Raw genomic sequence first — 23,844 nt, 5'->3', positions numbered from 1 at the left:
TCTTCGTATTCTAATGTTTTACTTGTATATCATAATAGTAGATCCTTTATTTTCCATCATTCTAAAGCATGATTAGATCTGAGATTAAGGTCTGAGATACTCCCCCCGCTTAAGTCCAGTACTTACCGGAGACATTAAATATAATGCCATTTTCGAAATAGTTTTGGTTTCAAACCCCTTTTTCTTCTGGCCTACATAACCGAGCGCAAAGATTCCGAATATAGGCAGTAGTATAGATAGAAATTGCATTTCATTCACCTACATTTAAATTAATGGCATAACAAAAAACCTAGAAACAAATATGCCTCTAGGCTCAGAATCCATACTCACAGATTAAAGACGACAATATGTTCCTCTGTCATTTCTTCAATAGCGTATTAGGCCTTCTTTACCAGTACCGCTTTTCTTGACGCCGCCATACGGCATACGTTTCGCCTTCTGGTGCAAATGGTGCCTGCTGTGCATATCAACCATCTCAAACCAATCACGCGCGTTAAGCCAGCCAAACGAGCCATGGCGCACCTTGCAAGCCGGATTCGCCCGATCTACGCAACCCGCCCAGTAGGCAAACTTCTCTAGCACCTGCTCCAGGCCAGCTATGATTTCATCCTTGCTCTCGGGGTTGATTGTCGCGTTGGGCGGTTCCTCAAGTTCCACACGGATATTGGGCCACTCTTTTTCGGCGAGCGCCTTCGTTCCGTCTTCCGTCTTGCCTTCAGGAAATACATTTTCTTGGCATTTAAATCGCAACTGCTCTATCGAATATTTGTCCAGGTCCCGTATGTATTGCTCGATAATAGAAGAAGAATCGCTCAGCATCCAGATCCTCTCCCCTTTAATCCTAATTCATTACAGCACCTGCGCAATCTCCCACACATGCCCGTCCAGATCGGCAAAACAAGCCGTTCGCCGCCCCCAGGGACGCGTTATCGGTCCATTCAATAACTTAACGCCCCGCACTTTCAGCTCATCGCATACCCGGTCAACATCTGGTACTTGGATCGTGAATTGAAACCGCGCGCCATCTCCGCAGCGACCAACCTGCGCCGGCTCAATCAATTCACGGGCATTCAATTGATTTAACAGATTGATGCTTGTATTGCCATAATCGAACACCGCGCAGTTTGCATCTTCATATATGATCGCAAGTTTGAACGTCTCTTGGTAGAATTCCTTCGACCGATGCAAATCTTCCACAAACAATGTGATTTCAGTAATTTTATTCACCCAATCAGTTGTAGCCATACGCATTCGACCCCATTTGCAGAATTTTACAATCCTATTTAGATCATACAAATTGCCCGTCCCATTGTCAAAGATAATATGGAGGCTGTGCTCGTCTCTTACGTAACTGTGCGGATTGGCCCTGTCGAACAGAATGCGTTTAGTTATTCGGTTTCCCTCCAGTACTTCATCATCAAAATGAGCCAGTAGGATTTTCACATCCTCTTTTGGGAAGGAAACGAGCAGCACTCCGTTGATAGGAGAATTCTCCTTTATCTCTGGGATTTGGACGAAATCCTTCTCTATATATTTTTGCGCCTCATCAATTGAAATCTAGGATTTGCATCACCAAAGCTCATACAACCAAGACAAAGCCGAGATCCATCTAAGTTGTTCAAGATACATGATTCATGAGAAATATCTCATTAGTCTAACTTTGCCTTGTTGCAAATTTAACTTTTGTCATGATAGTATATCAATCATTGGAGTGTTAAAAACATCCATAATTTTATAAGACCATGCAATCCATAATGTCAGCATGAGCACTGGAGTTGAATCAATGCTAAAAGTTAATCGAAATGACCATCGCCCTATCTGGCAGCAACTTCTTGACCAAGCGATTCATAATATTACAACCGGAAAATGGCCGCCAGGCGAATTGCTACTTCCATCACGTGAACTTGCTCAATTAATTGGCGTTTCACGGTCAACCATACAAATTGTCTACGAGGAATTATTCAGCCGAGGTTATACAGTAACCTCCCGTCGCGCCGGGACAAGGGTTAGTGATTGGACATATTCGCCTCGTTCATCAGAGGATGTCGCGATCCAAGGACCTATTCCTCCCGAACTGCCTATACTAAACAGTTCGATTGGTCATCTGCACAGTTGGTTCGGAAACAGAGATAACCGAAAAGTAGAAATTGATTTTAATCCCCACGAGCCTTATCTAGACGAAAATTTCACAAAATCCTGGAGACAATCGTTTATACAGGCTTCCACTGAAACCAATCTGGACATTTGGGCTTACGGCGATGCCAGAGGGTTACTGCCGTTACGAGAGCAGATTCAACGTTATTTGTCACTTGAACGAGGCATTCATATCGATGTTGATCAAATCTTATTAACCTCGGGCGCACAACATAGCATCGATTTAATTACCCAGGCACTCTTAAATGAGGGAGACAGAGTTTCGGTAGAGGACCCCGGCTTCCCTGCCGCTTGGATGGCGATGAAATACCGACGGATGCAAGTCGAATCCGTTCCGGTCGATGAGTATGGATTATGTGTAGATCGTATTCACCCACAAACTAAACTCGTATTTGTCACGCCTTCTCATCAATGCGCAGTTGGAGTTATTATGTCGGAGCCACGCAGGCAACAATTAATGCACATGGCGGCTCATCATCGATATTGGATTGTTGAGGATGACTACGATAGCGAATTTAGGTACCGCGGAGATCCGCTTCCGACAATATTCAGTCAGCAACCTCAGAATACACTTTATATGATGAGTTTTTCCAAAATGGTTGCGCCTGGCATTCGACTATCAGCTATCATCGGACCCAAAAAAGCCATCGATCGCCTTACCCAAGTTCATGAACTAACCTATCGTCATCTACCGATTATGGAACAATTAACTCTAACTCATTTTATCGAACGTGGTCATTTTATGCGCCACATGAGAAGAGTTCGGAACATATATCGACGCAGACACGAAGTAATGACCAAAGCCATTGTTGCTTCCGGGCTAAGTTCACGATTTACATTAAGTGGAGTGGAAACGGGATTGCATATGCTTCTTGAATCTGAAACGTCATTTGACGAAGATGTGATGACGAATGCTGCCCTTGATCAAAGAGTCCGTGTGTACCCGCTCAGTAAATATTGCCTGGAAAGTAATCGAAAAGGATGGATATTAGGTTTTGCGAAAGTGGATGAAGATTTGATTGAGGAAGGCATACATCGACTTGCACAGACTGTATTATAATGAAGGACATTCTTGCCAATTCGGTCCGAAAGGAAGTATTTTTTTGTGAAAATTTTAGTGTTAGGAGCCACTGGACGAGTTGGAAGTCATTTCGTTTCTCATGCTCTAAGTTCAAAAAATCATATAACCGCGCTGGTTAGAAAGCCGGAAAAGATAAATCTCAGCGATGAGAATTTTATTCTGCATCAAGGGAATGCCTTAATCAAAGAAGATATTCATAATGCAATACAGGGTGTTGATCTCGTTGTTAGTGCCTTGAGCACCGATGGAACGACTACATTATCGCAATCCATAGGATTGATTGTTGAGGCTATGGCTCAAGAGCGCATAAAAAGAATCATTACGATTGGTACGGCTGGAATATTGGAAAGTCGAACTGATCCTGGCTTGCTTCGTTTTCAATCCTCCAGTTCCAAACGCAAGTCAACGCGAGCAGCAAAGGAGCATCTGGAGGTGTACAACACTCTCAAGCATTCAAAGCTTGAATGGACGATCGTGTGCCCTACCTACTTATATGATGGAAAATCTCCCGGTAAGTACCGGGTTGAGCGCGACTACTTGCCTGACAGCGGAACTTCTATATCTGTAATGGATACTGCGGAGTTTGCTTATCAGCAAATAACGTGTGGGGAGTATGTACAGTCACGTGTAGGTATAGCCTATTAACTTACGATGTATCTCCTCTGTTCACAACGGTATGTTTTCAATATGAGCAAGCAAAATACGAGCCCGCAATTGTTAGCGATCAGGAACAATTGCGGGCTACATATGTGTCTGCTGTTAAACTATTCAAGCCCTTCATAAAGAGGAAATTGCGAAGTGATTTCGCGGACACTTCCTAATATATGATCTTTTACCTTCAAGCTCTTCGGATTTTTGAAAGCAAGTCCTATAAGTTGAGCAATTTCTTTCATTTCCCTAACTCCAAGTCCTCTGGACGTCATAGCCGGAGTCCCAAAACGAATACCGCTCGTGACCAACGAACTTGCCGTATCATGAGGGATTGCATTTTTATTCGCCGTAATTCCTACTTCATCCAGTATGGCTTCGGCTTCTTTGCCTGTAAGGCCAATGGTTCGTAAATCGACCAACACCATATGATTATCTGTCCCTCCTGATACAAGGGTAAGCCCTTCATTGATTAATGCTTCTGCCAATACTTTGGCGTTATCCAGAACACTTTCAATATATTTAGTGAAATCAGATTGCAATGCCTCACCTAATGCCACCGCTTTCCCCGCTATGACGTGCATGAATGGACCACCCTGAGTTCCCGGGAATACTGCTTTGTCGATCGCCTGTGCCCACGGCTCCCGGCACAAAATGGCTCCCCCCCGTGGTCCTCGTAATGTCTTGTGCGTGGTAGTTGAAACAAAATGAGCATGCGGCACCGGGTTAGGATGCAAACCTGCCGCTACAATTCCTGAAATATGCGCCATATCTACAAAGAAAAGGGCTCCCACTTCGGCAGCAATTTGGGCGAATAACTCAAAGTCAATGGTCCGTGGGTAGGCACTTCCACCTGCAACGATCATACGTGGACGATACTTATAAGCAAGTTTGCGTACTTCGTCAAAGTCAATACGGCCCGTTTGTTCATCAACACCATATGGAACAAAATTATAAAATCTCCCTGAAAAATTAACAAGACTTCCGTGTGTTAGATGACCACCATGGGATAGATTCATGCCAAGTATCGTGTCACCAATCTTAACAGAGGCAAAATATACAGCCATGTTTGCCTGAGCACCAGAGTGAGGCTGCACATTAGCATGTTCAGCACCAAAAAGCGCTTTAAGTCGGCGATTGGCAATCTCCTCGACAGTATCGACATACTCACACCCGCCATAATATCTTCTGCCCGGATACCCCTCCGCATATTTATTGGTCAATATCGTACCCGTTGCTTCCATCACAGCTTGACTTACAAAATTCTCTGATGCAATCAGTTCTATTGTATCCCTCTGCCGTGCAAGCTCTTGCTGGATAGCATTTCCCACTAATTTATCTAGCTGCTCCAAATGTTTCATGTGCATCTTCCTCTCAACATTATTGTTATGCATTCTGTCCAAATTGCTTTTTGGGGAATTTACTATTCATCAGCAGATGCGCTACCATTCCTGCAAACAGTCCCCAAAATGCACCACCGACTCCAAGCAAGGTCACATTCGCTGCTGTCGCCAAAAACGTAATCAATGCAGTTTCACGTCCCTTAGGGTCCGTTAATGCATTGGCAAGACTACCACCGATTGTTCCAAGTAATGCTAGACCTGCTAATGTTGCAATAAAAGTAGTAGGAAGAATCAAAAACAGAGCAGCCAATGTTACGCCAAAAACCCCGACAAAAATATAAAAAATTCCACAAGCAATACCTGCAATATACCGTTTTGTTGAATCCTCATGTGCATCCTTACCTGTACAAATCGCTGCTGTAATGGCTGCCACGTTAAAAGCATGTGAGCCGAATGGAGCTGCAAGAAGCGAACCCAAGCCTGTTACGGCTAAAATGGGATTTGCACTCGTCTTGAATCCGTCATTACGCAAAACAAGCATTCCGGGCATATATTGCCCCGTCAAGGTAATAATGAACAGCGGCAACGCAACGCCAAGTAAAGCATGTAACGAAAACTCCGGAACAATAAATACCGGCGAAGCGACCGCCAATTGGATCGTACTGAAGTTTGTTTTCCCCATGCAAATCAAATAAATCAAACCGATTGCTAATATGCCAACAATTGCGTAACGGGAAGTAAACCGTCTTAGCACGATATAGGCTGCAAACAGTACAATAACAAGCAAAGGATCAACCTTCGCCCCTTCAAAGGCAGAAATGCCAAACTGTAGTAAAATACCTGCTAACAATCCGGAAGCGATGCCTGGGGGAATAAGTCGAACGAAACGTTCAAACATACCTGACAAACCTAAAATAATAAACCCGACTGCTGAAATCATGTAAGCTCCAATGGCCTCGGGATAAGGGGTTACGGCTAATGCAGAAACGAGAAAAGCCACACCCGGTGTCGACCAGGCTGTAATAATCGGTTCCTTATAGCGATAACTTAGCCATATGCCTGTTACTCCTACTCCAATCGAGATGGCAAAAATCCAGGAAGCAGTCATTTCCGGGCTTAAACCAGCGACTTTTGCTGCTTGAAAAACAAGAATAAACGTGCCCCCGTAATTAACAATAACGGATATTAAAGCGGCTATGACCGGCGATATCAAATCGCGGCCACGTAACGAAGGGGATGCTGACTTCATATTTAACACTACCTCTCACCTAATCTCCATGGGTGTATGTTCATTCCAGTAATATTCATCCGGTAAGTAGCGTTGGCCAAATACACTTGTCCCTACACGTATGATTGTAGCTCCTTCTTCAATGGCGACTTTGAAGTCACCAGACATGCCCATCGATAGAATATCCATTTCTACGCGTGGAATGTTTTTCTCTTTAATTTGTGTACGGATGTGGTTTAACAATTGAAAACAATGTCGTGTTTCTTCGTTCGTCGCATTCAGTTTTCCAATGGTCATTAAGCCTTTCACGTTCAACGTCTCGAATTGAGACAACTGTTCTACAAGCTCCAATGCTGTTTCTGGAGAGGCACCGAATTTACTTTCTTCGTAGGACGTGTTAATTTGCACAAGAATGTCTAAGGTCTTGTTTTCTTTGACAAGCTGGTTATGTAAAGCCTGTCCCAGTTTCAGACGATCTACGGAATGGATGAGTGTAACATATTTAACAACATCCTTTACTTTATTCGTTTGCAGATGTCCGATAAAATGCCATTCCACCTGTTTGCTTTGTTGCATGAGTGGAAATTTGTCCCGAAGTTCTTGAGCTTTGTTTTCTCCGAATAGGACCTCACCTGCTTGAATAGCTATTTGTAATTTCTCAAGCGGTACTGTTTTGGTCGCGAGCAACAACTTGATGTCCTCTATGTTGCGACCCGAAGCCTGGCAGGCCAATGCTATTTGCTGTCTTACAGATTGAAGATTTTCTTCAACTAGATGCCCCATGTCAGCTACCTTCTTTCTATTCCGCATAGGAATGGATGATTGAGGTTAGCGCCTCTTTGTGTATTGTGAAGACTGTGTAGAACGTTATGCTAGTATATCAACAGATGGATTGGTTATATATATCCAAAACTATTCTTTTTGAGCAGTCCAAAACAATAGAAAAGACAAAAATCTAATTTGATCACTATTTATGTACTTTTAGAAGCTGATAAACCGTTTGACGTGATTCCATATCTCTTCCAAAATGTATAACAAAAGCCGCTAGTTTAGCGGCTTGGTCTGATCCTATGTTCTTGTCTGACGCCAGTAGAATTTAAGTAGCGATCGCCAGCAAACTTCAAACGACTTTCAGATACTGCTGTAACGGGTATGGATAGCTATGGTTTTCCGGGTTGAATGTTTGGCTTCATTAGAAGCCGGCTAATATGAATCGTCAGACTATTCTAGGCGGTATTTTTTACAGTAACTTTCGAATGGATACTTGGAACAAAAAATCTTTAAATAAAGCTGACAACCATTATGTAAGCTGATAGTGTGTGACAAAAAGCTCGCTAAACCAAATGTGATATACTCCATCAAACTCTCTAATCATGGTGTCTTTACAGTAATAGGTACAAGTTCTTATCCTTGATATGAGTAATAAAGAAGCCTATGAAAAGGCATTTTTCGCCTATGGACTTTACGGTTGGATTAACGAATCGATTGCTCGTGGTATGCAGGAAAGTTCTGAAGAAATCAATCAGTTGCTTAATTTAATATAATCTTGTAGCAACAAAAATAATTCTTCAAATATTCCATCGAAAGTGTATACGCTCAGCAATTTTATCTTTATGCACCAGAGTTCATGCCCAGAATTCTTGAATAAAGAACAATCTGATAATCAAAAGCCTTTGTTGGTGATACAATCCAGTAAACGATCACCGCTTCTAATGTAGGAACGGTCTCTGTTACACTTGTCCTCCTAACAGACAGGTTCCCCGCCTCAGGTAGCTTCGTACCAGGCAGTTTGTCTGTAGATGGCGTACCACAGCCTGGAGCAAGTCCAGTTAGGAGCTGAATCTAGGTATAATCGCTCCAGGTCAACTTGATCAATTGGAGAATGGGGATTTGCACATGTGCCTATTGGCAGAGCCTCGCGATTTGGACTCGGCTATACAATGGAAAGCACTCTGGAAAGAAGAAGTATTCGCTACTCTACCGTCCACTCACCAGCTAGCGCAAGCAGAATCTATCACATTGGATCAGCTTGTCGGAGAGCCTTTCATCTTACTTAAGCAAGGGTATGCGTTGCGCCAGACTGCTGATCAACTGTTCCATATGTACGACATGCAGCCCGATATCACGTTTGAAGGCGAAGAAGTCGCCACTGTCATCGGACTGGTCGGATCAGGGCTCGGTGTTTCTTTGCTGTCTTCGCAGCAAGGCTTGGACATGAACAAAATTGCCCAGGTCCGTTTAGGAAATGTTGACAGCCACCGTACGATTGGGCTCTCCTGGGTGTCTGAACACTACCTTCCCCCTGCTGCTATTCAATTCAGGGCATTTGTTTTGGAATTAGATCTATATTTAGAAATCCGTTGAATAAGCAATCTCTTTTTGTTCTTCCAACGCAGCCAGACGTGAAGCTAAGCTTTTAGAAACCAATTCATACGCGTCACTACCGAGTGTTAGACGAAGGTTAAAAATGTCGGAATTCGCTGCTACAATGATAGCCTGTGCCATTTTCACCGGATCGCCAGGGAAACTGCTTTCTCCAGCTTGTTGTGACATTTGTCTTATATAACCTACAGGCGTATTCTCGTATTCACTCATGGGCTCTCCTGCGATCATACTGCTGCCACTGAAGTTCGTTCGTGCACTCCCAGGCTCAACAAGCGTCGCTTGTATATTGAATGGAGCCACTTCCTGAATGAGAGATTCAATAAAACCTTCCATGGCCCATTTTGTTGCATGATAAATACTCAGGGCTGGGAACGCGACTTGACCCCCCATACGTCCAAAACCACTGGATGTCCCGGTAATAAACCATGTTTTCATTTAAATACGTCTCCCAACTATATTGCAGAATATTTTTTTTACTTATTTGCTTCGACAGGAATAACTTCTGACTCAAGTACTTCCAATGCAGAACTAGTGGTTTCCTGTGCCTTAATGATCATGGCCTGTGCTACAGTTTTGCACTCAATGGCCTTCATTCTGGCCAGAGGTCCGACAAGAAACGGATCAATGATACGAAAGATCATGTTCGTTGCTCGATCTCCAAAACTCTCATCCTCACGATCCCCGATTAAAAGAGAAGGACGCAATATCACAAGTCGAGGTAGTCCAAGAGACAACAGCTTCCGTTCCAATTCTCCTTTCACTCGTGTGTAAAACATCCATGACTGCTCGGATGCCCACATGGCTGTTACAATGATAAAGCTGGCGGCCTGGTGCTGAAGAGCAAGTTTGGCCAAAGCCAGAGGGTACTCCAGATCCACTTTGCGAAAAGCTTCTTTGGAGCCCGCTTGCTGCATCGTGGTTCCCAGGGTACAAAAAACATCGGCGTCCTCAATTAAAGAAGGATCAACTTCACTCTCAAGCCGTTCAAAAGAGACTTGATGCTCCACAAGCTTTGGATGAGAGATGCCCATGCTGCGGCGCACGAAAACAATGACTCGCTGATAGGCGGGATATTCAAGCAATAACCGTACAAGCTCTCTCCCCATCATTCCTGTAGCGCCAACTACAACAGCTTTATCTGTCTGATTTCGGTTTATCATCCTGCTCCTCCGTGTATAAAAGTAATCATGGCTTCTCTTTTTAGTGCTTATTAGCACTTGTTAGTTTTAGCAATATAATTATTATAATATCCATCCAGATAACAACTCATTGTTTTTAGGACATCTTCCTTAAAATTACGTTGAAGTCCATCCAGACCGTTCTGTTTGATGATACCGATGACCTCTTCAGGTAATGCGGCAGATAGTTTACATCCCGTTATAATGGAGGCTTCGGCCTGAAGTATTTCCATGACATCATCTGACGTTATGGCTTTCTCTGCACAAATTAAGGCCACTAGCTCAGACATTAACGTATACAGGTTTAGCTTATGGGTGAGCATGGTTTCAGCATCTACATTCTTTTCAAAAACGGCAGTACGCATCGACTCCAGTTTGATATATAACGGATTATCTTCAATCAGTGCCATGAGTTCAGTCATAAGTAAATCCTTAAAATCTGCGAAGCTTTGAACCGACACTTTTTTCACTAATTCGGTCAAAGAAGCGAGTCGTTTCTCATACTCTCTGCATAACAGACAGAAGAATAGCGCTTCTTTTGTTTTAAAGTAAACGAATAAAATTCCATTCGACATGCCCATCGTCTTCGCAATATCTGACATTTTAATTTTTTCGTACTCGGAAGACAAAATCATTTCAGCTGCTTTATCCATAATTGCCTTAGCTTTTAAAGCTTTAGCCTCCGGTGTCATAGCTCGTTTTGCCATAATAACGATCACTCCATTCGACCCATTATAGATAGCTCATCGATCTGGAGTTAAGATTCAAGCGGAATGGTCTACCTTTTATTCGTTAAAAAAAGCTTTCACCGAATCGTCGTAATCGTTGCAAAAGGCTCTGGACATTTTCTCCGCTCCGTGGCTCCGCGTTAGGCGGTTAATTTGCATGGTTGCGATAACGTCATTGGTTAATGTCGCGACTTTTTTAGGCATGACATAATCGAATTCCGCATTAACTTCCATCCAAACCTGATTTGCTTCCTGGGTCCAGGCTCCTTTGGCTTCACGATTGTTAATGACAATTGCAGTCGTATCTTTGTCACGATGAGCTTCTTTCAGCAATCCTCCAATGGCATGTATTTCTTCCATACTCACCAAGAAAGTCGTGTGTTTGATAAAAAATATCTCGTCTTCTTTCCAATACGTCGTTGTTTTCGGCAATTTAGAATCAAATGTATACATGATAAACTCCACTCCCCTAAATTTAAATTTAGCCAAACATTTTAATGATTCTGTCGTAAGCACGATCCCCAAATACATTTTTCATGAATACCATCGGTTTTGCCATGAAACCAACCAAGTAACGTGTTTTCGGTCTTCTTACCGTCACAGCTTTACCAATTGTGCGTGCAATGAGCTCCGGCTTCGACAGCTGATTACCTGTATAGTTTTTGATCATGCCGTCCGCAGCTTTGTTAGCTGCCTGAGCATACGGTCCCTTGGCAGATACCTTCTTCAGATTTTCGGCAGCAATGATACCCCAGTCCGTTTTGATTCCGCCCGGTTCCACGACGATGACATCAATTCCGAATGGCTCAAGCTCTAACCGCAGACAATCCGAAAGACCTTCAACTGCAAATTTGGTGGCATGATACCATGCGCCGAAGTTTGTCCATATCTTCCCACCCATCGAAGATACATTCACAATTTTCCCAAACTTGTTTTTTCGCATGCTTGGCACAACAAGCTGAATCAGTCTCGCGAGTCCAAATACATTGACTTCCATCTGCCGCCGTGCTTCTTCCATGGGAACATCCTCAAGCGCACCATAAGATCCATATCCGGCATTGTTCACCAGAATGTCAATTCGACCTTCTTTGCTCAAAATTTGATTTACTGCCCCGATCATGGACTCTTCATCCGTTACGTCCATGGAAATGGGACGAATGCCCATCGTGGCGAGATCCTTCATTTTATCGATACGACGAGCCGCCGCATACACTGTAAAGCCTTTGTTTTTCAGCTCGAGTGCGGCCTCTTTGCCGATCCCTGACGATGCACCTGTAATTAACGCAACTTTCTGACTCATGTGTAAAACCTCCATAATGTTTATTTGATCCTGAGTCAATTATAAGTGACTCGGGATCAATTGTCAACGATAATCATTCTATTTTTTTGTTAACCGTGGTTATCCCGCTTTAGGTCACTCTTGCAATACTCACCTTTATGGCACATCATTTTTTCGGTGTTTTAATGAGTTGAGTTTAGCCGATCTAGGGCGCGAAAATAAAAAAAAGCCGCTATAATAGCGACTTTCATAGGCATATGCTCATGTCATTGCTTGATATAAAATCATTTGCGGCTAATAATATAATTGTTATAGTATCCGTCCAAGTAACACATCATAGTTCTCCGGACATCTTCTTTAAAGTTGCGTTGAAAACCTTCCAGTCCATGTTGATTGATCATATCGATAACATCCTCTGGCAACGTTGCAGTTAATTTGCAGCCTGTCATGATTGAAGCCTCAGCCTGTAAAATCTCAATCACATCTTCCGGGGCTACTGCCTGGAATTCACATATAATGGTCACTACATCTGTCATAAGTTTGTAGAGACTGATCTTCTGGTTCAACATCGTTTTCGGATCAACATTTTTCTCAAAAACGGCTGTACGCATGGATTCCAGTTTGACGTAAAGTGGATTCTTGTCAACCAATTCCATAAGCTCATCCATCAAGAGGTTCTTGAAGTCCTCATAACTATGTACAGGCTTATGTAAAGCCATCTCCGTCAGACGAGCAAGTCTCTTCTCATACTCACGGCATAGCACGCTGAAAAACAGAGCTTCTTTTGTTTTGAAATATACAAATAAAATGCCGTTAGACATTCCCATTTGTCTGGCGATGTCCGACATTTTTATTTTTTCATACTCTAACGCAAGAAACATCTCCGCTGCCTTATCCATAATAGCCTTAGCTTTAAGAGCTTTGGCCTCGGGTGTCATTGCACGTTTTGCCATTGTTTATCACTCCATTCGACTTTATTGTAAATCGTTTGTCAACCTGGAGTCAAAATTTCAGTTATATTAGCGAAAAAGGTACTCCTCTTTAGAGGAAGCACCTTCTCTCATTTCATATATGAGCTTAGGCTCTGGAATGAATCTTCATCAGGGGTGAACCTGTCACGATATGATCGGTACATTCCTGATTGTAGCTGTTTTGTCTTTCCTGCTTGCCATACTGGTGAATTTCACGAATGGTTCGCAAAGGATGACCCCGTTCCTTATGATATCCTCCCTGTGCTATTTAGTATCGTTGATGACATTGATAATTGGTCACAGCAAGCGTCTTTGAGCAGTTGGGCAGGCTGGAAATTAGTCCGAATTGATGTATGAGCACCGTTTGGTATACTCTTCTCAAAAAATAAAATGTAAAAGAGGAATAGAAATGCAAAAGTTACAGTCGTCGGAATATAAAGAGCTTCATTCTCATTACAACAGACACTTATCCGGATTTCCTGACCGACTGCCTGCTCAAAGACAAACATACGATGCAGTTCCGCAGCGAACTTCCGATCGTCGATCTGACGTTCTGGATTCAGGGCAATATCGAAATCCTTCATGCCGGAACACAAGAACAGATTATCTCAGGTCTCGGAGATCTTACTTTTGGAAAAGAAGAGCAGCTTGTAATGACATATTTGCAAGGAGAACCGATTATCATCTGTGACGTTCGTTTGGCCCCCACTTTATTTGATGAATTAATGGATGAACTGGCCTTGACGCGTTACGATTTTGCCACGATTCTTGGTGGACAAATGAATCGTACGTTTCACCGATTGCTATTGCCCAAAGCTCAGTCTATCCTGCAGGATGTCCGTTCCCATTCCTTTATCGGAGCGATGCGAAAAATGTTCCTGGAAGGAATAACCCTTGAATTGCTAGCCCTTTGCTTCCAATACGCTTTGTTAGAAGAGGAAGTGTTGCCGGGAGCGCAGTAGAAACCGGTTAAAGAAAGACGATATTGCGAGGGTGCGGGAGGCAAGCGAAATTTTGCAGAAACGGATGGAACCCCCCCCGTCCTTATTGGAATTGTCCAGGTTGGTAGGAATCAGCGACTCTAAACTGAAATCCGGTTTTAAAGAACTATTCGGTACCACCGTATTCGGTTATTTAAAGGAGAAGCGGCTCGATAAGGCGAGAGAGCTGCTGGAAATGTCCAAGTATTTGATCGCACAAATGAATGGCGGGAATTTTGAGGGCCGCAGCGTGCTTTCAAAGCCAGGTATCAATCGGATGCATGAACCCGCTGCACGCATTAAGCAGGGAGAGTACTATGGAATGGGGTGGATTATTTCAGACAGCAAGGTCTGGCATAACGGCACGACAGAAAATTCATCTTCCTATTTAGTGATGGATGGAGAATACGGTATCGTTCTGCTGTTCAACTCTGTAGATTTTTTTTCGAGCTATGATTATTAATTGTATTCTGCTATTTTTTGCTATCCTATACCTCTTGTCCTTAAGCGGCTTTATCAGGTGGGAAAATACAAAGCAGCTAACAAAGATGGAACTTATTATTCGATTGTTGATGCTTATCCTAATTAATACAATTATTCCATTGGCCATTTTAGTCGGTATTCCCTAGCCCCTGCTTCCTTGGCCAGTAGCTAGGTGAAAAACTGATTTGAAATACTAATTCACCACATTAGAAGCGCAACTGGAATTAGAGGCCATCGGTTATCCTACTGTAAGAACTAAGGTATTTTTAATCGGCTTTTATTGACTGGACAGTGAACAGTTCTATACCTCTAAGACACATAAGTGCGGATGTTGAGCAAACACGAAAAATAGACTTGCGTAAATAAACCGCAATCGAGTGGTAGCTGATGATATTCACATATAAAAAGGGGATAAGTACATGACAGTAGGAAAAACAGAACGAATTGCACAACTTGTCGAACTGATGCGCCAAATCAGAGAGCAGAACACATTTAACGGGGTGCTCTTGGTGGCCGAAAAGGGCGAAACATTGCTTTGTGAAGCGATGGGAAGCGCGGAGTTCAGTAGCGTTGGAATGCGACCACTTACCACTGAATCGATGTTCGAATTAGCATCGGTCTCCAAATCTCTTACTGCAGTGGAATGATCCGGTTTTAAAGTGGCTGGCGGAATTGCCCTACCCAGGAATCACGGTACGCCAATTGTTATGCCACACATCGGGCTTACCGGATTATATGGAGTTGTTCTCCAGAGTGTGGAATCCTAATCAGTATGCTACTAACGAAGATGTGTTACATATGCTCGCTACCCATCGGCCCGATCCTTTGTTTACGCCTAATGATAGCTGGATGTACAGCAATACCGGCTATATTATGCTCGCGATCCTGATAGAACGAATTAGCGGCCTGTCTTACGCAGACTTTCTATCCGAACAGATCTTTCAACCGCTCGGCATGACACGTACACGGGTGTACAATAGGCGTGTGGATCCTGGACCTATTCCAGAAGACTACGCTTGGGGTTATGTTTACCGGCTGGATCGCGGAGGTTATGTACTGCCGGATGTGGTGCCCGAGCTGAGCTACGTGCAATATCTGGACGGTTTACAAGGGGATGGAATGGTGAGCAGTACGGTTGGGGACTTACTCCGTCTGGATCGTGCGCTTTATGATGATAGAATTATGGACCCGCAATTGCACGAGGAAGTGTTTGCACCGGTTGTAATGAATAAGGGTGATACGTTTGACTATGGATTTGGATGGTTTCTTGGCCAACATCAGCAACTAGGCAATTTGATTTATCACAGCGGTGGTTGGCCTGGATATGCAACTTTACTTAAGCGCTATGTAGATCAAGATGTCACCCTGATTCTGCTGCAAAATGGAGAGCGGGAATTGGCTTATACCCAGCTATTGATCCGAAGCATTGAACAGATCATCGCCGGTGAGCATTTTGAAGCGCCGCGACCTGTGGTGTCTCGAACTATAGCAGTGCTTGAATCGGAAGAATATGAACCACATCCAGGCAGATACCGCTTTTCGGTTGGAGAAGACAAGACATTGGATGTAGAGGTTTATGTCAAGGATGAGCAGCTTTATATGAAAATGTACAACGGGATGGTCTTGTCATTGCTGCCGCTCAGCCCTGTGCGTTACTATGAACAACAAACGGCGACAGAACTTGAATTTACTGGTATTGATAAGGGAAAAAGTACACACTTGACCTTGTACGATCATGAGGGCCAGAATGTGGGGATGCGAGTGGAGGAATAAGTTTATATAATCAACTCAACTTTCGTAGGTCAAATTTCCAAATAAACGCTGGATATAGATTTGTAAATTAGAGATCCATTCCTATACTTGGAGCATCACGTATCGTCGGAACAGTTAGAACGAGTTCAATAATTGAAGCAGCACGTAAATTAGATTATGACGCTGTAGTTGTTACTACAGATTTTCCAGCGGCAGTAGCAAATGAAAAATTTAATATTGTCATCGATCCAGTAGGAGGAGAAATACTAGCTGATAGCTTAGACCTAACTGCCAGATTCATTAACCGGCGACTTTTTCCCGAACTTCAGCGGAGAAAAGGTCGCCGTGTTTTTTAGAAGTGCCCGTTTTTTAAAATTAGTGCAGTACATATAATAATTAGTTTGTAATCTCTACAAGTTCTTGTCCTTGGCTCGGGACAAGAACTTGTGCCGATAAAACAAAAAAGCCGCTAAATAGCGACTTTCAATGGGACCACGTTCTTGTCCCTCGACAATCTAATAGTTCTCATAACCAACCTCCTAACTTTTAATTCGCTTTAACATGGTCAGTGCCATTTAATACTCCCCTATTTAGTGGAGTTACGTTTTGATAATACATCTAGTAATTAAAGTCGATAAGATTTTGTTCGGCATATATACTAAACGTTATGTGTACAAGATTGTCTTAGAAATATTTAATATTTCCTGATGAAGTCCCTTACTGGCCGCAAGAATACTACTACCTGATAGAAATGTATTAATCGGCTCTCCGTTTAAACAAGTAATTTTACCGCCTGCTTCTTCGACTAACAATTTACCTGCCGCAAAATCCCATGGTTTCTGAAGAGAACTAAAATACGCATTGAACCTTCCGCAAGCCACATAAGCCAGTTCCAAAGAACCGCATCCAATCATACGGATCCCTCTTGACTCATTAGCTATATGATGTACAAACCTTTCAAACCCAAGTTTCTTTTCTTTTTGATCATATCGAATAAACGTAGAAATTAATGAATCGGTTAATGCCACTGATGTAGAATTAATCAAAAGTCGTTTATTGTTCAGATATGCACCTGAACCTTTCTCTGCCCAAAAAAGTTCATCAGTAAGAGGATTATAAATCGCCCCGCAAATCCCTTGTCCATTCTGGTATAAAGCGATTGAGATCGCAAAACTTTGTTTTTGATGCAAATAGTTAGTTGTCCCATCAATCGGATCAACAATCCAAATGAAGTCATTTGGCTCAAAAACTTCCCCAGTATAACTTTCTTCACCCATAACTTTGTGATGAGGAAAGTCTTCCTTTATTCGTTGTACTACCATTTGCTCATTTTGGCGGTCTACGAATGTAACTAATTCTTTATGCGTTGCTTTCGAACCTGCATCAATATTTCCTTCTAAGTGCCGTAAACTGTTTTTTCCTGTCTCGATAACACATTCTTTGAGAACGTGAAGGAATTGTGGGAATTGTGTAGTCATTTATAAACCTCCAGGTGAGCTCTGATGTTCTATAATATCACGGACTTGCTGCCACGATAAACCTCTCCACTATCGTCCCCGTTACTAGCCTTAAAATCCTGTCACCCAGGTGGACGCTCTACTATGAAGTTTAAATTAAAAGCACGGAAAAATAAACTCTTTGAAAGGATTACCTCTCAGCATCTAGTCGTTGGGATCAACATCGCCCAGCAAGCGCATGTCGCCATGGCCAAATCATACTCGCCTGCATCAAACCTGCTTCTATCCATCCCATTAAATTATAAAACCTCTTTATCTCATTTAATGCTTGATGCTTTCGATGCCGAGACTTGCATTGTAACTTATCCAAAATCATGACTGTGACCAAGATTAAGATAACAATGGTAAGTGATTCCTGGTAGCGGAAAAGACGGAGCGTAGAAGTCAGTTCAAATCCGATCCCCCGGCTCCGGCCAGTCCTAGTACGGTTGCTGACCTTACATTGATTTCCCAGCGAAAGAGCTTTACGGATATAAACTCTGGTAAAATTTGCGGCCAGATGGCATAGCGGATAACCTGCCAACGATTGGCACCTGATGCTTCCAGAGCTTCGATCTGGCCTTTATCCGTATTTTCGATAGCTTCAGCTTAAAATTTACCGAGCATTCCTGCCGAATGGATGGCAAGCGCCAGTACACCGGGAAACGGCCCCAAGCCAACTGCGATTAAACAAGAGCCATTTGAACGGTCTGCAGAACGGATAGTGAATATTTACCCAAATGTGTAAAATCAGGAGGAAACGATCTGGAGATAAAATCTCCTATATTAGGAAACTATTGGACCAAATCGGAAATACTAAAATTAATTTGCTGAGCACTCCAGCCTAATATCCAAGAAAAGCTATTGTTGATAACATATTGGGAAATTCCTTGGCATTGGCCTTGTCGGTAGCCATTAGATAGGAAAAAGGTCTAGATGAGCAACGTCTACTTGCTTGCTTCTCATTAATTCCACTACAGCGGTATAATCATTAGCCACAAAAATTTCAACATCCATACCAAGTTTCTTGGAAAGATAATTTTTTAAATGCTCCATTTTTGATTCAACATTTTCACTGCCTTCGCTGAGAGTAACCCCGATGTCAATTTATTAGGCATATAGGATGAAGTTTCCTCTTGGCTGCCTGCAATAGCTCCAGTGTTTTGAGCGCCTTGTCCGGCGCATCCAACCTTTCCGAGGAGAAACAGAATGCTTAATAAGGGAATAAGTGCTTTTCTCATGATGGACATGATATTGCCCCTTCTAAATCAATGATTGTTTTTTGGACTTCATTCCTTGGCATTTGCTAAGAATTCAGAAGATGAATAAGCCAGCAGCGTCGTTAAATGTGTATAGTAATATTTAACCCCTTGCTCCAGGCGTCTCGGCGTTACTTCAAAATTCCCTGCCGTACCCGCCACCATACCTGATTCAATGATTTTTGAGAAAGCATCATCCATAACCTTTTGTACCACAGGATGCCCGGCATTACCGGGATGTCCAAGAGATTGAGAAAGGTCGGACGGACCTATAAATAACACGTCAATTCCTTCAACTTTTGCGATAGAATCAAGGTTATCAACAGCAATCTTGTCCTCAATTTGGACGCAGACCAACAGGTCTTGATTAACCTGTTCGGTATATTCGGTTAACGTGATCCCGAATCCGTAATTGGCAGAGCGTGTTCCCACGGCCAAGCTTCTGTTGCCGATCGGATGATATTTTACAGCATTGATAATTTCCTGAGCCTCTGCCGCAGAGCTGACATGGGGCGCTTGGATCCCCATTGCACCACGATCCATGTATTGCCCGATCAGCTCCGGATCGTTCTTTTGCGGCCTAATGATAGGTGTAATATTGCTCGCTTCCGCTGCTATAACCATGTATTCAACGGTTTCCAAGGTTATGGAACCATGTTCGCAATCAATCAGCACCCAATCGTATCCTAGTTTTCCGGCCATTTCTACAAGCTGGACAGAAGGGATCATAATGGAGACCCCTAACGCCGCTTTACCTGCTAAAAGTTTTTGCTTCATCTTGTTTCGCAAAGCAGTCCCCCCTTAAAACATTGGTATTTTTATTAATCCATGCAAGTTAATCATTTATTCACGACTTAATCGTTTAATCAGGTTAGCCAGCAGCCTTGTTCTCGGCACCAAGCTTTCGATATCCAAAAACTCCTCCGCCGTATGTGCGTTACCGCCACACGGACCTAGCGCATCAATCGTAGCTACCCCTACTGCCGAAGTCAGGTTGCCGTCCGATCCTGAACCTATTTTCATATCCGTTAACGACACTCCCAGCTGCATCGCTTCTTCTTGCACGATTTTCAATAAATGCTCAGATTTCGCCGTTTTGATCATCGATGGTCTTGTAATAGCGCCTTGCAAAACTAACGTTGTTCCTTCAATCGTTGCCGTCGAGCAAATATGTTTGATTTTGCGTTCCAACTCCATGGCCTGTTCCGGTGTCTCCATTCGTACATCAATTGAAGCCTTGGCATGGGCAGCAATTGTGTTGGGTGTCGTTCCACCGCTAATCACCCCGACATTGACATGCACGCCTGCACTTGGATCGGTCAACGCATGAAGCTCTATAATTTTATGCGCAAGTTCGCCAATGGCGCTTCGTCCCTTTTCCGGTTCTTCCCCGGAATGCGCCGCCTTACCGGTTACATGCAATTCGAATTTACCGCCGCCGCGCCGGCCGGTTATAAGCCTCCCCGTCATATCGCTCGGTTCAACAATCAACGCATACTTAACACTTACCGCTTCCCGCTCAATCAATTCCCTGGAATATATCGAACCGTGCTCTTCATCCGAATTCAGAATGATTTTAACCCGCTTGAAGCTCTCGTCGCCTTGTTCGATCAATGATTTTATCGCAAACAGCGTCATGACCAAGCTGGCCTTCATATCGTATATGCCGGGACCGTAAGCAAAGGATTCATCGTGTGAAAATGGCCGGCTTTGTGCGGTACCCACAGGAAATACCGTGTCCATATGTCCAATAATCAAGATGTCCGGGTGCTGCTCCTCAGGATGAACAATGACCAAATGATCCCCCCGCTCGGACTGCTGATCGACCGTAATCTGAAATCCAAGAGCCTGATAAGCAGAGGCCAGCACATCTCCCACCTGATCCACACCCACTTTATAAAACGTCCCGCTATCGATATTGACAAGCTTCTCAATCAAGCCCAGCATGTCATCTTCCTTGTTATCCCAAAAATTTGTTGGCATCGTATCTCATCCTTTCTTCGCGGCTTTCGCAAGAGCTTCTTTCGTATTTTCACAAAAACAATCGGTGAGATATGTCGATCCGTTCACATCAGCGATCTGAATTCCTTTTATTCGTTCGGAATCCGCATATAATTCTTCATACTTCACTGCGTCGAGCTGAACCGCCTGCTCTTCGCAACCTTTCAGCCCTTCAAATAAAACCCTTCCTGTAAAGCCGCTTTCACCCGTAACTCCAACCAGGTGCAAAGCCGTTGGCGCAATGTCAATAATACCTGCCGGAATGTCCGTCACATGACCTTTTTTAAAGCTTGGGCCGATTCCCATGCAAAACGGTCGCATATCCTCATTCCGGATAGAGCCATGGTAGGCTTTATTCTCCGTCTTGGAGTTTAAATAATGAACAACGCCTTGAATGCCATCCTGATTTAATTCATCGGTCCACGCTGGAACAACGGCCAACAGAGGGGCTCTCTCGTGAGTAATGCTTCCGATTATCGCACTCAAAGGCAGAGCATTTTTCAGTTGCTGATGAAGCGGTTCTCTCGCCAATAGCATACCGCACCAGGGTTGAGCGGATAGCCAGTCAGCGAGCACCTGCAATTCCTCGACTTGATTTTCGTCCCCATAAATGAAAGCGTCCACCGCGATAAAATTCAGTTCTCTATTCAATTCTTTCCGGGCTTGATCCAAATAATGATCCAGACTACCGACCATGTTCGCTGTTGAATGTCCGTGATCGCTGATGAGCATGATATCCAATTCATCCTCGAGGCCAAGTCGCGAGACAGCCTCCAAAATCTCGGACAAACATTGATCCACTAGCCTCTGGGCTTGTTTGGCTTCTTGCGAACCGATACCGCAAAAATGTTGTGTTTCGTCCGGTTCGGGAAGCCACAGCACCATAACGGTATTCTGTTCATCGGGCAATTGCTGTTCAATGAGCGTGCGAACGGCCCATAAAGTGCGCTCCTTCTTTCGGATCGAGACATCGGTTTCGTCTGCTGCCGGGCCTCGCGCAGCATGCAATTCGCTGAGCTCCAGGAGACCATAGTCGGTAGACGGATTCATGACATGTTGCGGATGGTTAAAATTCCAGATCAATGAAGCTCCTGGCGAACTTCCGCCCGAAACCGTCAAACGCAAGTTCGCTTCGGCCAATCGGTCCCCGAGCGTCGGACGCAAGAGCAGCTCTTCCCCCGTTCGCTGCTGGAATTGCAATATTTCCCGATGGTCACCTGTCTGCAGCAGCCCGTCTTTCGAAAAGTGAGGCGAGTACATGAGATTGCCCATCAGACCATGCTGCCCCGGATAGGATCCCGTGGTTAATGAGGCCATGCACACCCGTGTCAGCGATGGATATGCCGAATAAAAAGATTTGAACAACGTACCGCTTTTCATTAACTGGCAATAAGTAGGCATCGTGTCGGCATTAACCTGATCGGGCCTTAATCCGTCCGTTCCGATAATGAGTACCCGCCGTCCCGAAGGACTTTTCTTCTCAGCCGTTTTCCCCATGGTTTCTCAGTCCTCTTCTATCAAATAGTCATTCGTTTTTTAACTACACTCTATTTCTGCAACAGCTCACGTATCTTGTCGGCAGCTTCCTTCATCGATTCCTGGGCCGGAACATTTTCGGCATAGGTTTTTCCGAGCGCATTTTGGATTTCAGTCTCAATCTTTTCGAAGTTAGGCACGACCGGGATTCCCTTACCGTAGGGAAGTTGGTCGACAGTGGTTTTGAAGAACGGATTTTCTTTATAAAACTTCACCATTTCAGGCGCTTCAATGGCAGATTTTCGAATCGGCATATATCCGGTATGCTGGGCAAAATAAATGGTTTGCTGCTTATCGGTAAGAAACTTGATGAACTTCCAGGCCGCATCTTGCTTTTCCTTCGGGGCCTTCGCCACAATCGCGAGATTTCCCCCGGAAGTCGAAGGAACGGCATATTCTTTAAACTTTGGCACAAAATCGACGCCAAGCTCAAACTTGACATTGTTTTGGATCTGGTTCAGGTCTCCTGTTGAGGCCAGCAGGAAAGCTACCTTGCCGTTTTGAAAATTGATCATTTCCTGATCGCCGTCTCTATTCCCGCCTAGAGGCTGCATCATGGTTTTATCGTCATATATCATTTTCCGATACATTTCCAGACCTTGAATCGCCGGCGCTTGGTCGATCACAACATCCTTTTGATCCGGGCTAAGAATATCTCCGCCATTGGACCACATCAACGAGTAGTAGTAAAGGGGCGGCAGCAATGACGCATAGCCGAATCGTTCTGTCTTCCCATCCTTGATGACGGTCGCTTTCTTCGCGGCGGCCATCATTTCGTCCCAAGTGGATACCGGGTGCTCCAGATCAAGCCCGATCTCCTTCACGATATCTTTATTGTAATACAAGATCGGTGTACTCCGGTTGAAGGGAAGGGTGTATGTCTTTCCTTCGATTAACGTGTTGTCTACAAAGCTGTCTACAAAATCGCTGTAGTTAAACTCCGGATCATTTTGAATATAAGGGTCAAGCGGCAGCAATGCTTTATTGTAAGCAAAGGACGGCCAGAATCTGGCGTTCAACTGAACAACATCCGGTACAGCATTGCCCACAATTGCCGTCAATAATTTCTTGCCGATATTATTCGTACTTTCCTGGAACACCGCATTGACCTTCACTTCATCTTGCGATTGATTAAATTGTTCGACCAAATCTTTAGTGGTTTCCCCGATCACGCCGCTATTGCCGTACCAAAACTCAATTTCCACCGGATTTCCCTGCTTGTTATTTGACTGTGATGTGGTGGAAGACGAAGCTTCTTGCCCGCAACCTGCAAGCAACATAACCAAACTTGACGCCATGATAACACTTTTAATGAATTTACGTTTCAATGGTTTCACCTCGT

Annotated in this window: 27 protein-coding genes and 2 pseudogenes; 8 read left to right on the top strand and 21 right to left on the bottom strand. The window is 43.8% G+C overall.

Translation table 11 applies throughout. From position 1 onward, the window contains the following. Nucleotides 1-126: 126 nt before the first annotated feature. The 3 genes and pseudogenes from ACFVQB_RS19560 to ACFVQB_RS19550 form a co-directional block, all read right to left on the bottom strand. A pseudogene (locus tag ACFVQB_RS19560) lies at nucleotides 127-249 on the bottom strand (AEC family transporter); the annotation flags it as partial. A gap of 117 nt (nucleotides 250-366) precedes the next feature. Next, complete coding sequence (locus tag ACFVQB_RS19555; RefSeq protein ID WP_379442447.1) at nucleotides 367-819, bottom strand: hypothetical protein; 453 nt, start codon at nucleotides 817-819, stop codon at nucleotides 367-369. A 30-nt stretch (nucleotides 820-849) separates the two neighbouring features. Beyond that, nucleotides 850-1,245 (bottom strand): VOC family protein, encoded by a 396-nt coding sequence (locus ACFVQB_RS19550; protein WP_379442445.1) that lies wholly within the window; start codon nucleotides 1,243-1,245, stop codon nucleotides 850-852. Nucleotides 1,246-1,783: 538 nt separating this feature from the next. Here ACFVQB_RS19550 and pdxR point away from each other — a divergent pair. Further along, entirely contained in the window at nucleotides 1,784-3,214 is a 1,431-nt protein-coding gene (gene pdxR / locus ACFVQB_RS19545; RefSeq protein ID WP_379442443.1) for a MocR-like pyridoxine biosynthesis transcription factor PdxR, read from the top strand. A 45-nt stretch (nucleotides 3,215-3,259) separates the two neighbouring features. Further along, nucleotides 3,260-3,880, top strand: a complete 621-nt coding sequence (locus tag ACFVQB_RS19540; protein WP_379442441.1) for an NAD(P)-dependent oxidoreductase — start codon at nucleotides 3,260-3,262, stop codon at nucleotides 3,878-3,880. Between the two features lie 119 nt (nucleotides 3,881-3,999). Here ACFVQB_RS19540 and ACFVQB_RS19535 read toward each other — a convergent pair whose 3' ends face one another. The 3 genes from ACFVQB_RS19535 to ACFVQB_RS19525 are packed head-to-tail and all read right to left on the bottom strand — an operon-like array spanning nucleotide 4,000 to nucleotide 7,237. Beyond that, nucleotides 4,000-5,244 carry a serine hydroxymethyltransferase gene (locus tag ACFVQB_RS19535; protein WP_379442439.1) on the bottom strand — a complete coding sequence of 415 codons (1,245 nt, stop codon included), beginning with the start codon at nucleotides 5,242-5,244 and terminating at the stop codon, nucleotides 4,000-4,002. Nucleotides 5,245-5,269: 25 nt separating this feature from the next. Then, nucleotides 5,270-6,475, bottom strand: a complete 1,206-nt coding sequence (locus ACFVQB_RS19530) for a benzoate/H(+) symporter BenE family transporter (RefSeq protein ID WP_379442917.1) — start codon at nucleotides 6,473-6,475, stop codon at nucleotides 5,270-5,272. A 15-nt stretch (nucleotides 6,476-6,490) separates the two neighbouring features. Then, nucleotides 6,491-7,237, bottom strand: a complete 747-nt coding sequence (locus tag ACFVQB_RS19525) for a YggS family pyridoxal phosphate-dependent enzyme (protein ID WP_379442436.1) — start codon at nucleotides 7,235-7,237, stop codon at nucleotides 6,491-6,493. Nucleotides 7,238-8,153: 916 nt separating this feature from the next. On the opposite strand from ACFVQB_RS19525, the gene ACFVQB_RS19520 reads away from it, so the two are divergent. Next, nucleotides 8,154-8,294 (top strand): hypothetical protein, encoded by a 141-nt coding sequence (locus ACFVQB_RS19520; protein WP_379442914.1) that lies wholly within the window; start codon nucleotides 8,154-8,156, stop codon nucleotides 8,292-8,294. Then, a complete protein-coding gene (locus tag ACFVQB_RS19515) occupies nucleotides 8,291-8,818 on the top strand; it encodes a LysR substrate-binding domain-containing protein (protein WP_379442911.1) in 528 nt (175 codons plus the stop codon). The genes ACFVQB_RS19520 and ACFVQB_RS19515 overlap by 4 nt, the downstream gene beginning before the upstream one ends. Here ACFVQB_RS19515 and ACFVQB_RS19510 read toward each other — a convergent pair. From ACFVQB_RS19510 to ACFVQB_RS19480, 7 genes are all read right to left on the bottom strand, one after another. Further along, a complete protein-coding gene (locus tag ACFVQB_RS19510; protein ID WP_379442433.1) occupies nucleotides 8,804-9,274 on the bottom strand; it encodes an SDR family NAD(P)-dependent oxidoreductase in 471 nt (156 codons plus the stop codon). The genes ACFVQB_RS19515 and ACFVQB_RS19510 overlap by 15 nt on opposite strands. A gap of 38 nt (nucleotides 9,275-9,312) precedes the next feature. After that, nucleotides 9,313-9,999, bottom strand: a complete 687-nt coding sequence (locus ACFVQB_RS19505) for an NAD-dependent epimerase/dehydratase family protein (protein ID WP_379442429.1) — start codon at nucleotides 9,997-9,999, stop codon at nucleotides 9,313-9,315. Nucleotides 10,000-10,049: 50 nt separating this feature from the next. Continuing rightward, the gene (locus ACFVQB_RS19500) at nucleotides 10,050-10,724 is read right to left on the bottom strand and encodes a TetR/AcrR family transcriptional regulator (RefSeq protein ID WP_379442427.1); all 675 of its coding nucleotides are present in this window, start codon (nucleotides 10,722-10,724) and stop codon (nucleotides 10,050-10,052) included. A gap of 78 nt (nucleotides 10,725-10,802) precedes the next feature. Continuing rightward, nucleotides 10,803-11,198: a hypothetical protein gene (locus ACFVQB_RS19495; RefSeq protein WP_379442425.1), complete on the bottom strand. Its 396-nt coding sequence runs from the start codon at nucleotides 11,196-11,198 to the stop codon at nucleotides 10,803-10,805. 28 nt (nucleotides 11,199-11,226) lie between these two features. Then, the gene (locus ACFVQB_RS19490) at nucleotides 11,227-12,045 is read right to left on the bottom strand and encodes an oxidoreductase (protein ID WP_379442422.1); all 819 of its coding nucleotides are present in this window, start codon (nucleotides 12,043-12,045) and stop codon (nucleotides 11,227-11,229) included. Between the two features lie 263 nt (nucleotides 12,046-12,308). Continuing rightward, a complete protein-coding gene (locus ACFVQB_RS19485; protein ID WP_379442419.1) occupies nucleotides 12,309-12,977 on the bottom strand; it encodes a TetR/AcrR family transcriptional regulator in 669 nt (222 codons plus the stop codon). 124 nt (nucleotides 12,978-13,101) lie between these two features. Continuing rightward, complete coding sequence (locus ACFVQB_RS19480) at nucleotides 13,102-13,224, bottom strand: hypothetical protein (protein ID WP_379442416.1); 123 nt, start codon at nucleotides 13,222-13,224, stop codon at nucleotides 13,102-13,104. Between the two features lie 283 nt (nucleotides 13,225-13,507). Here ACFVQB_RS19480 and ACFVQB_RS19475 point away from each other — a divergent pair, with 283 nt between their 5' ends. The 3 genes and pseudogenes from ACFVQB_RS19475 (at nucleotide 13,508) to ACFVQB_RS19465 (ending at nucleotide 16,231) form a co-directional block, all read left to right on the top strand. Continuing rightward, the gene (locus ACFVQB_RS19475; RefSeq protein ID WP_379442412.1) at nucleotides 13,508-13,957 is read left to right on the top strand and encodes a hypothetical protein; all 450 of its coding nucleotides are present in this window, start codon (nucleotides 13,508-13,510) and stop codon (nucleotides 13,955-13,957) included. Nucleotides 13,958-14,009: 52 nt separating this feature from the next. Then, on the top strand, nucleotides 14,010-14,438 hold the full coding sequence (locus ACFVQB_RS19470; protein ID WP_379442408.1) for a hypothetical protein: 429 nt from the start codon (nucleotides 14,010-14,012) through the stop codon (nucleotides 14,436-14,438). Nucleotides 14,439-14,877: 439 nt separating this feature from the next. Continuing rightward, nucleotides 14,878-16,231, top strand: a pseudogene (locus ACFVQB_RS19465) (serine hydrolase domain-containing protein). 644 nt (nucleotides 16,232-16,875) lie between these two features. On the opposite strand, the gene ACFVQB_RS19460 reads toward ACFVQB_RS19465, so the two are convergent. Then, nucleotides 16,876-17,688, bottom strand: coding sequence for an inositol monophosphatase family protein (locus ACFVQB_RS19460; RefSeq protein ID WP_379442404.1), 813 nt, complete (start codon nucleotides 17,686-17,688; stop codon nucleotides 16,876-16,878). Between the two features lie 123 nt (nucleotides 17,689-17,811). On the opposite strand from ACFVQB_RS19460, the gene ACFVQB_RS19455 reads away from it, so the two are divergent. Then, a complete protein-coding gene (locus tag ACFVQB_RS19455; RefSeq protein WP_379442400.1) occupies nucleotides 17,812-18,045 on the top strand; it encodes a hypothetical protein in 234 nt (77 codons plus the stop codon). Between the two features lie 66 nt (nucleotides 18,046-18,111). Here the strand turns inward: ACFVQB_RS19455 and ACFVQB_RS19450 are convergent, their stop codons facing one another. The 7 genes from ACFVQB_RS19450 to ACFVQB_RS19420 all read right to left on the bottom strand — a co-directional run bounded on the left by ACFVQB_RS19450 (nucleotide 18,112) and on the right by ACFVQB_RS19420 (nucleotide 23,839). Further along, entirely contained in the window at nucleotides 18,112-18,273 is a 162-nt protein-coding gene (locus tag ACFVQB_RS19450) for a PhnE/PtxC family ABC transporter permease (protein ID WP_379442907.1), read from the bottom strand. Between the two features lie 348 nt (nucleotides 18,274-18,621). Continuing rightward, a complete protein-coding gene (locus ACFVQB_RS19445) occupies nucleotides 18,622-18,762 on the bottom strand; it encodes a PhnD/SsuA/transferrin family substrate-binding protein (protein ID WP_379442397.1) in 141 nt (46 codons plus the stop codon). Continuing rightward, on the bottom strand, nucleotides 18,750-18,956 hold the full coding sequence (locus tag ACFVQB_RS19440) for a hypothetical protein (protein WP_379442926.1): 207 nt from the start codon (nucleotides 18,954-18,956) through the stop codon (nucleotides 18,750-18,752). The genes ACFVQB_RS19445 and ACFVQB_RS19440 overlap by 13 nt, the downstream gene beginning before the upstream one ends. A 39-nt stretch (nucleotides 18,957-18,995) precedes the next feature. After that, entirely contained in the window at nucleotides 18,996-19,754 is a 759-nt protein-coding gene (locus ACFVQB_RS19435; protein ID WP_379442394.1) for an HpcH/HpaI aldolase family protein, read from the bottom strand. A gap of 54 nt (nucleotides 19,755-19,808) precedes the next feature. After that, nucleotides 19,809-20,948, bottom strand: coding sequence for a M20 family metallopeptidase (locus tag ACFVQB_RS19430; protein ID WP_379442390.1), 1,140 nt, complete (start codon nucleotides 20,946-20,948; stop codon nucleotides 19,809-19,811). A 6-nt stretch (nucleotides 20,949-20,954) separates the two neighbouring features. Further along, nucleotides 20,955-22,463, bottom strand: a complete 1,509-nt coding sequence (locus ACFVQB_RS19425; RefSeq protein WP_379442386.1) for an alkaline phosphatase family protein — start codon at nucleotides 22,461-22,463, stop codon at nucleotides 20,955-20,957. A 50-nt stretch (nucleotides 22,464-22,513) separates the two neighbouring features. Next, nucleotides 22,514-23,839 carry an ABC transporter substrate-binding protein gene (locus tag ACFVQB_RS19420; RefSeq protein WP_379442383.1) on the bottom strand — a complete coding sequence of 442 codons (1,326 nt, stop codon included), beginning with the start codon at nucleotides 23,837-23,839 and terminating at the stop codon, nucleotides 22,514-22,516. Nucleotides 23,840-23,844 lie beyond the last annotated feature (5 nt).

Origin of the sequence: Paenibacillus sp. NPDC057886 (genome assembly GCF_042796655.1) — a bacterium.
Lineage (GTDB): Bacteria > Bacillota > Bacilli > Paenibacillales > Paenibacillaceae > Paenibacillus.
The sequence above is the reverse complement of the archived record's forward strand: the minus strand, read 5'-3'. Positions and strand labels throughout refer to the sequence as shown.

Bases quoted from the DNA above. Each gene is read 5' to 3' on its own strand.
- ACFVQB_RS19555 (WP_379442447.1), bottom strand. From the start codon at position 819: ATGCTGAGCGATTCTTCTTCTATTATCGAGCAATACATACGGGACCTG.
- ACFVQB_RS19550 (WP_379442445.1), bottom strand. From the start codon at position 1,245: ATGGCTACAACTGATTGGGTGAATAAAATTACTGAAATCACATTGTTT.
- pdxR (WP_379442443.1), top strand. From the start codon at position 1,784: ATGCTAAAAGTTAATCGAAATGACCATCGCCCTATCTGGCAGCAACTT.
- ACFVQB_RS19535 (WP_379442439.1), bottom strand. From the start codon at position 5,244: ATGAAACATTTGGAGCAGCTAGATAAATTAGTGGGAAATGCTATCCAG.
- ACFVQB_RS19530 (WP_379442917.1), bottom strand. From the start codon at position 6,475: ATGAAGTCAGCATCCCCTTCGTTACGTGGCCGCGATTTGATATCGCCG.
- ACFVQB_RS19525 (WP_379442436.1), bottom strand. From the start codon at position 7,237: ATGGGGCATCTAGTTGAAGAAAATCTTCAATCTGTAAGACAGCAAATA.
- ACFVQB_RS19510 (WP_379442433.1), bottom strand. From the start codon at position 9,274: ATGAAAACATGGTTTATTACCGGGACATCCAGTGGTTTTGGACGTATG.
- ACFVQB_RS19505 (WP_379442429.1), bottom strand. From the start codon at position 9,999: ATGATAAACCGAAATCAGACAGATAAAGCTGTTGTAGTTGGCGCTACA.
- ACFVQB_RS19500 (WP_379442427.1), bottom strand. From the start codon at position 10,724: ATGGCAAAACGAGCTATGACACCGGAGGCTAAAGCTTTAAAAGCTAAG.
- ACFVQB_RS19495 (WP_379442425.1), bottom strand. From the start codon at position 11,198: ATGTATACATTTGATTCTAAATTGCCGAAAACAACGACGTATTGGAAA.
- ACFVQB_RS19490 (WP_379442422.1), bottom strand. From the start codon at position 12,045: ATGAGTCAGAAAGTTGCGTTAATTACAGGTGCATCGTCAGGGATCGGC.
- ACFVQB_RS19485 (WP_379442419.1), bottom strand. From the start codon at position 12,977: ATGGCAAAACGTGCAATGACACCCGAGGCCAAAGCTCTTAAAGCTAAG.
- ACFVQB_RS19475 (WP_379442412.1), top strand. From the start codon at position 13,508: ATGCAGTTCCGCAGCGAACTTCCGATCGTCGATCTGACGTTCTGGATT.
- ACFVQB_RS19460 (WP_379442404.1), bottom strand. From the start codon at position 17,688: ATGACTACACAATTCCCACAATTCCTTCACGTTCTCAAAGAATGTGTT.
- ACFVQB_RS19455 (WP_379442400.1), top strand. From the start codon at position 17,812: ATGAAGTTTAAATTAAAAGCACGGAAAAATAAACTCTTTGAAAGGATT.
- ACFVQB_RS19445 (WP_379442397.1), bottom strand. From the start codon at position 18,762: ATGGAGCATTTAAAAAATTATCTTTCCAAGAAACTTGGTATGGATGTT.
- ACFVQB_RS19440 (WP_379442926.1), bottom strand. From the start codon at position 18,956: ATGTCCATCATGAGAAAAGCACTTATTCCCTTATTAAGCATTCTGTTT.
- ACFVQB_RS19430 (WP_379442390.1), bottom strand. From the start codon at position 20,948: ATGCCAACAAATTTTTGGGATAACAAGGAAGATGACATGCTGGGCTTG.
- ACFVQB_RS19425 (WP_379442386.1), bottom strand. From the start codon at position 22,463: ATGGGGAAAACGGCTGAGAAGAAAAGTCCTTCGGGACGGCGGGTACTC.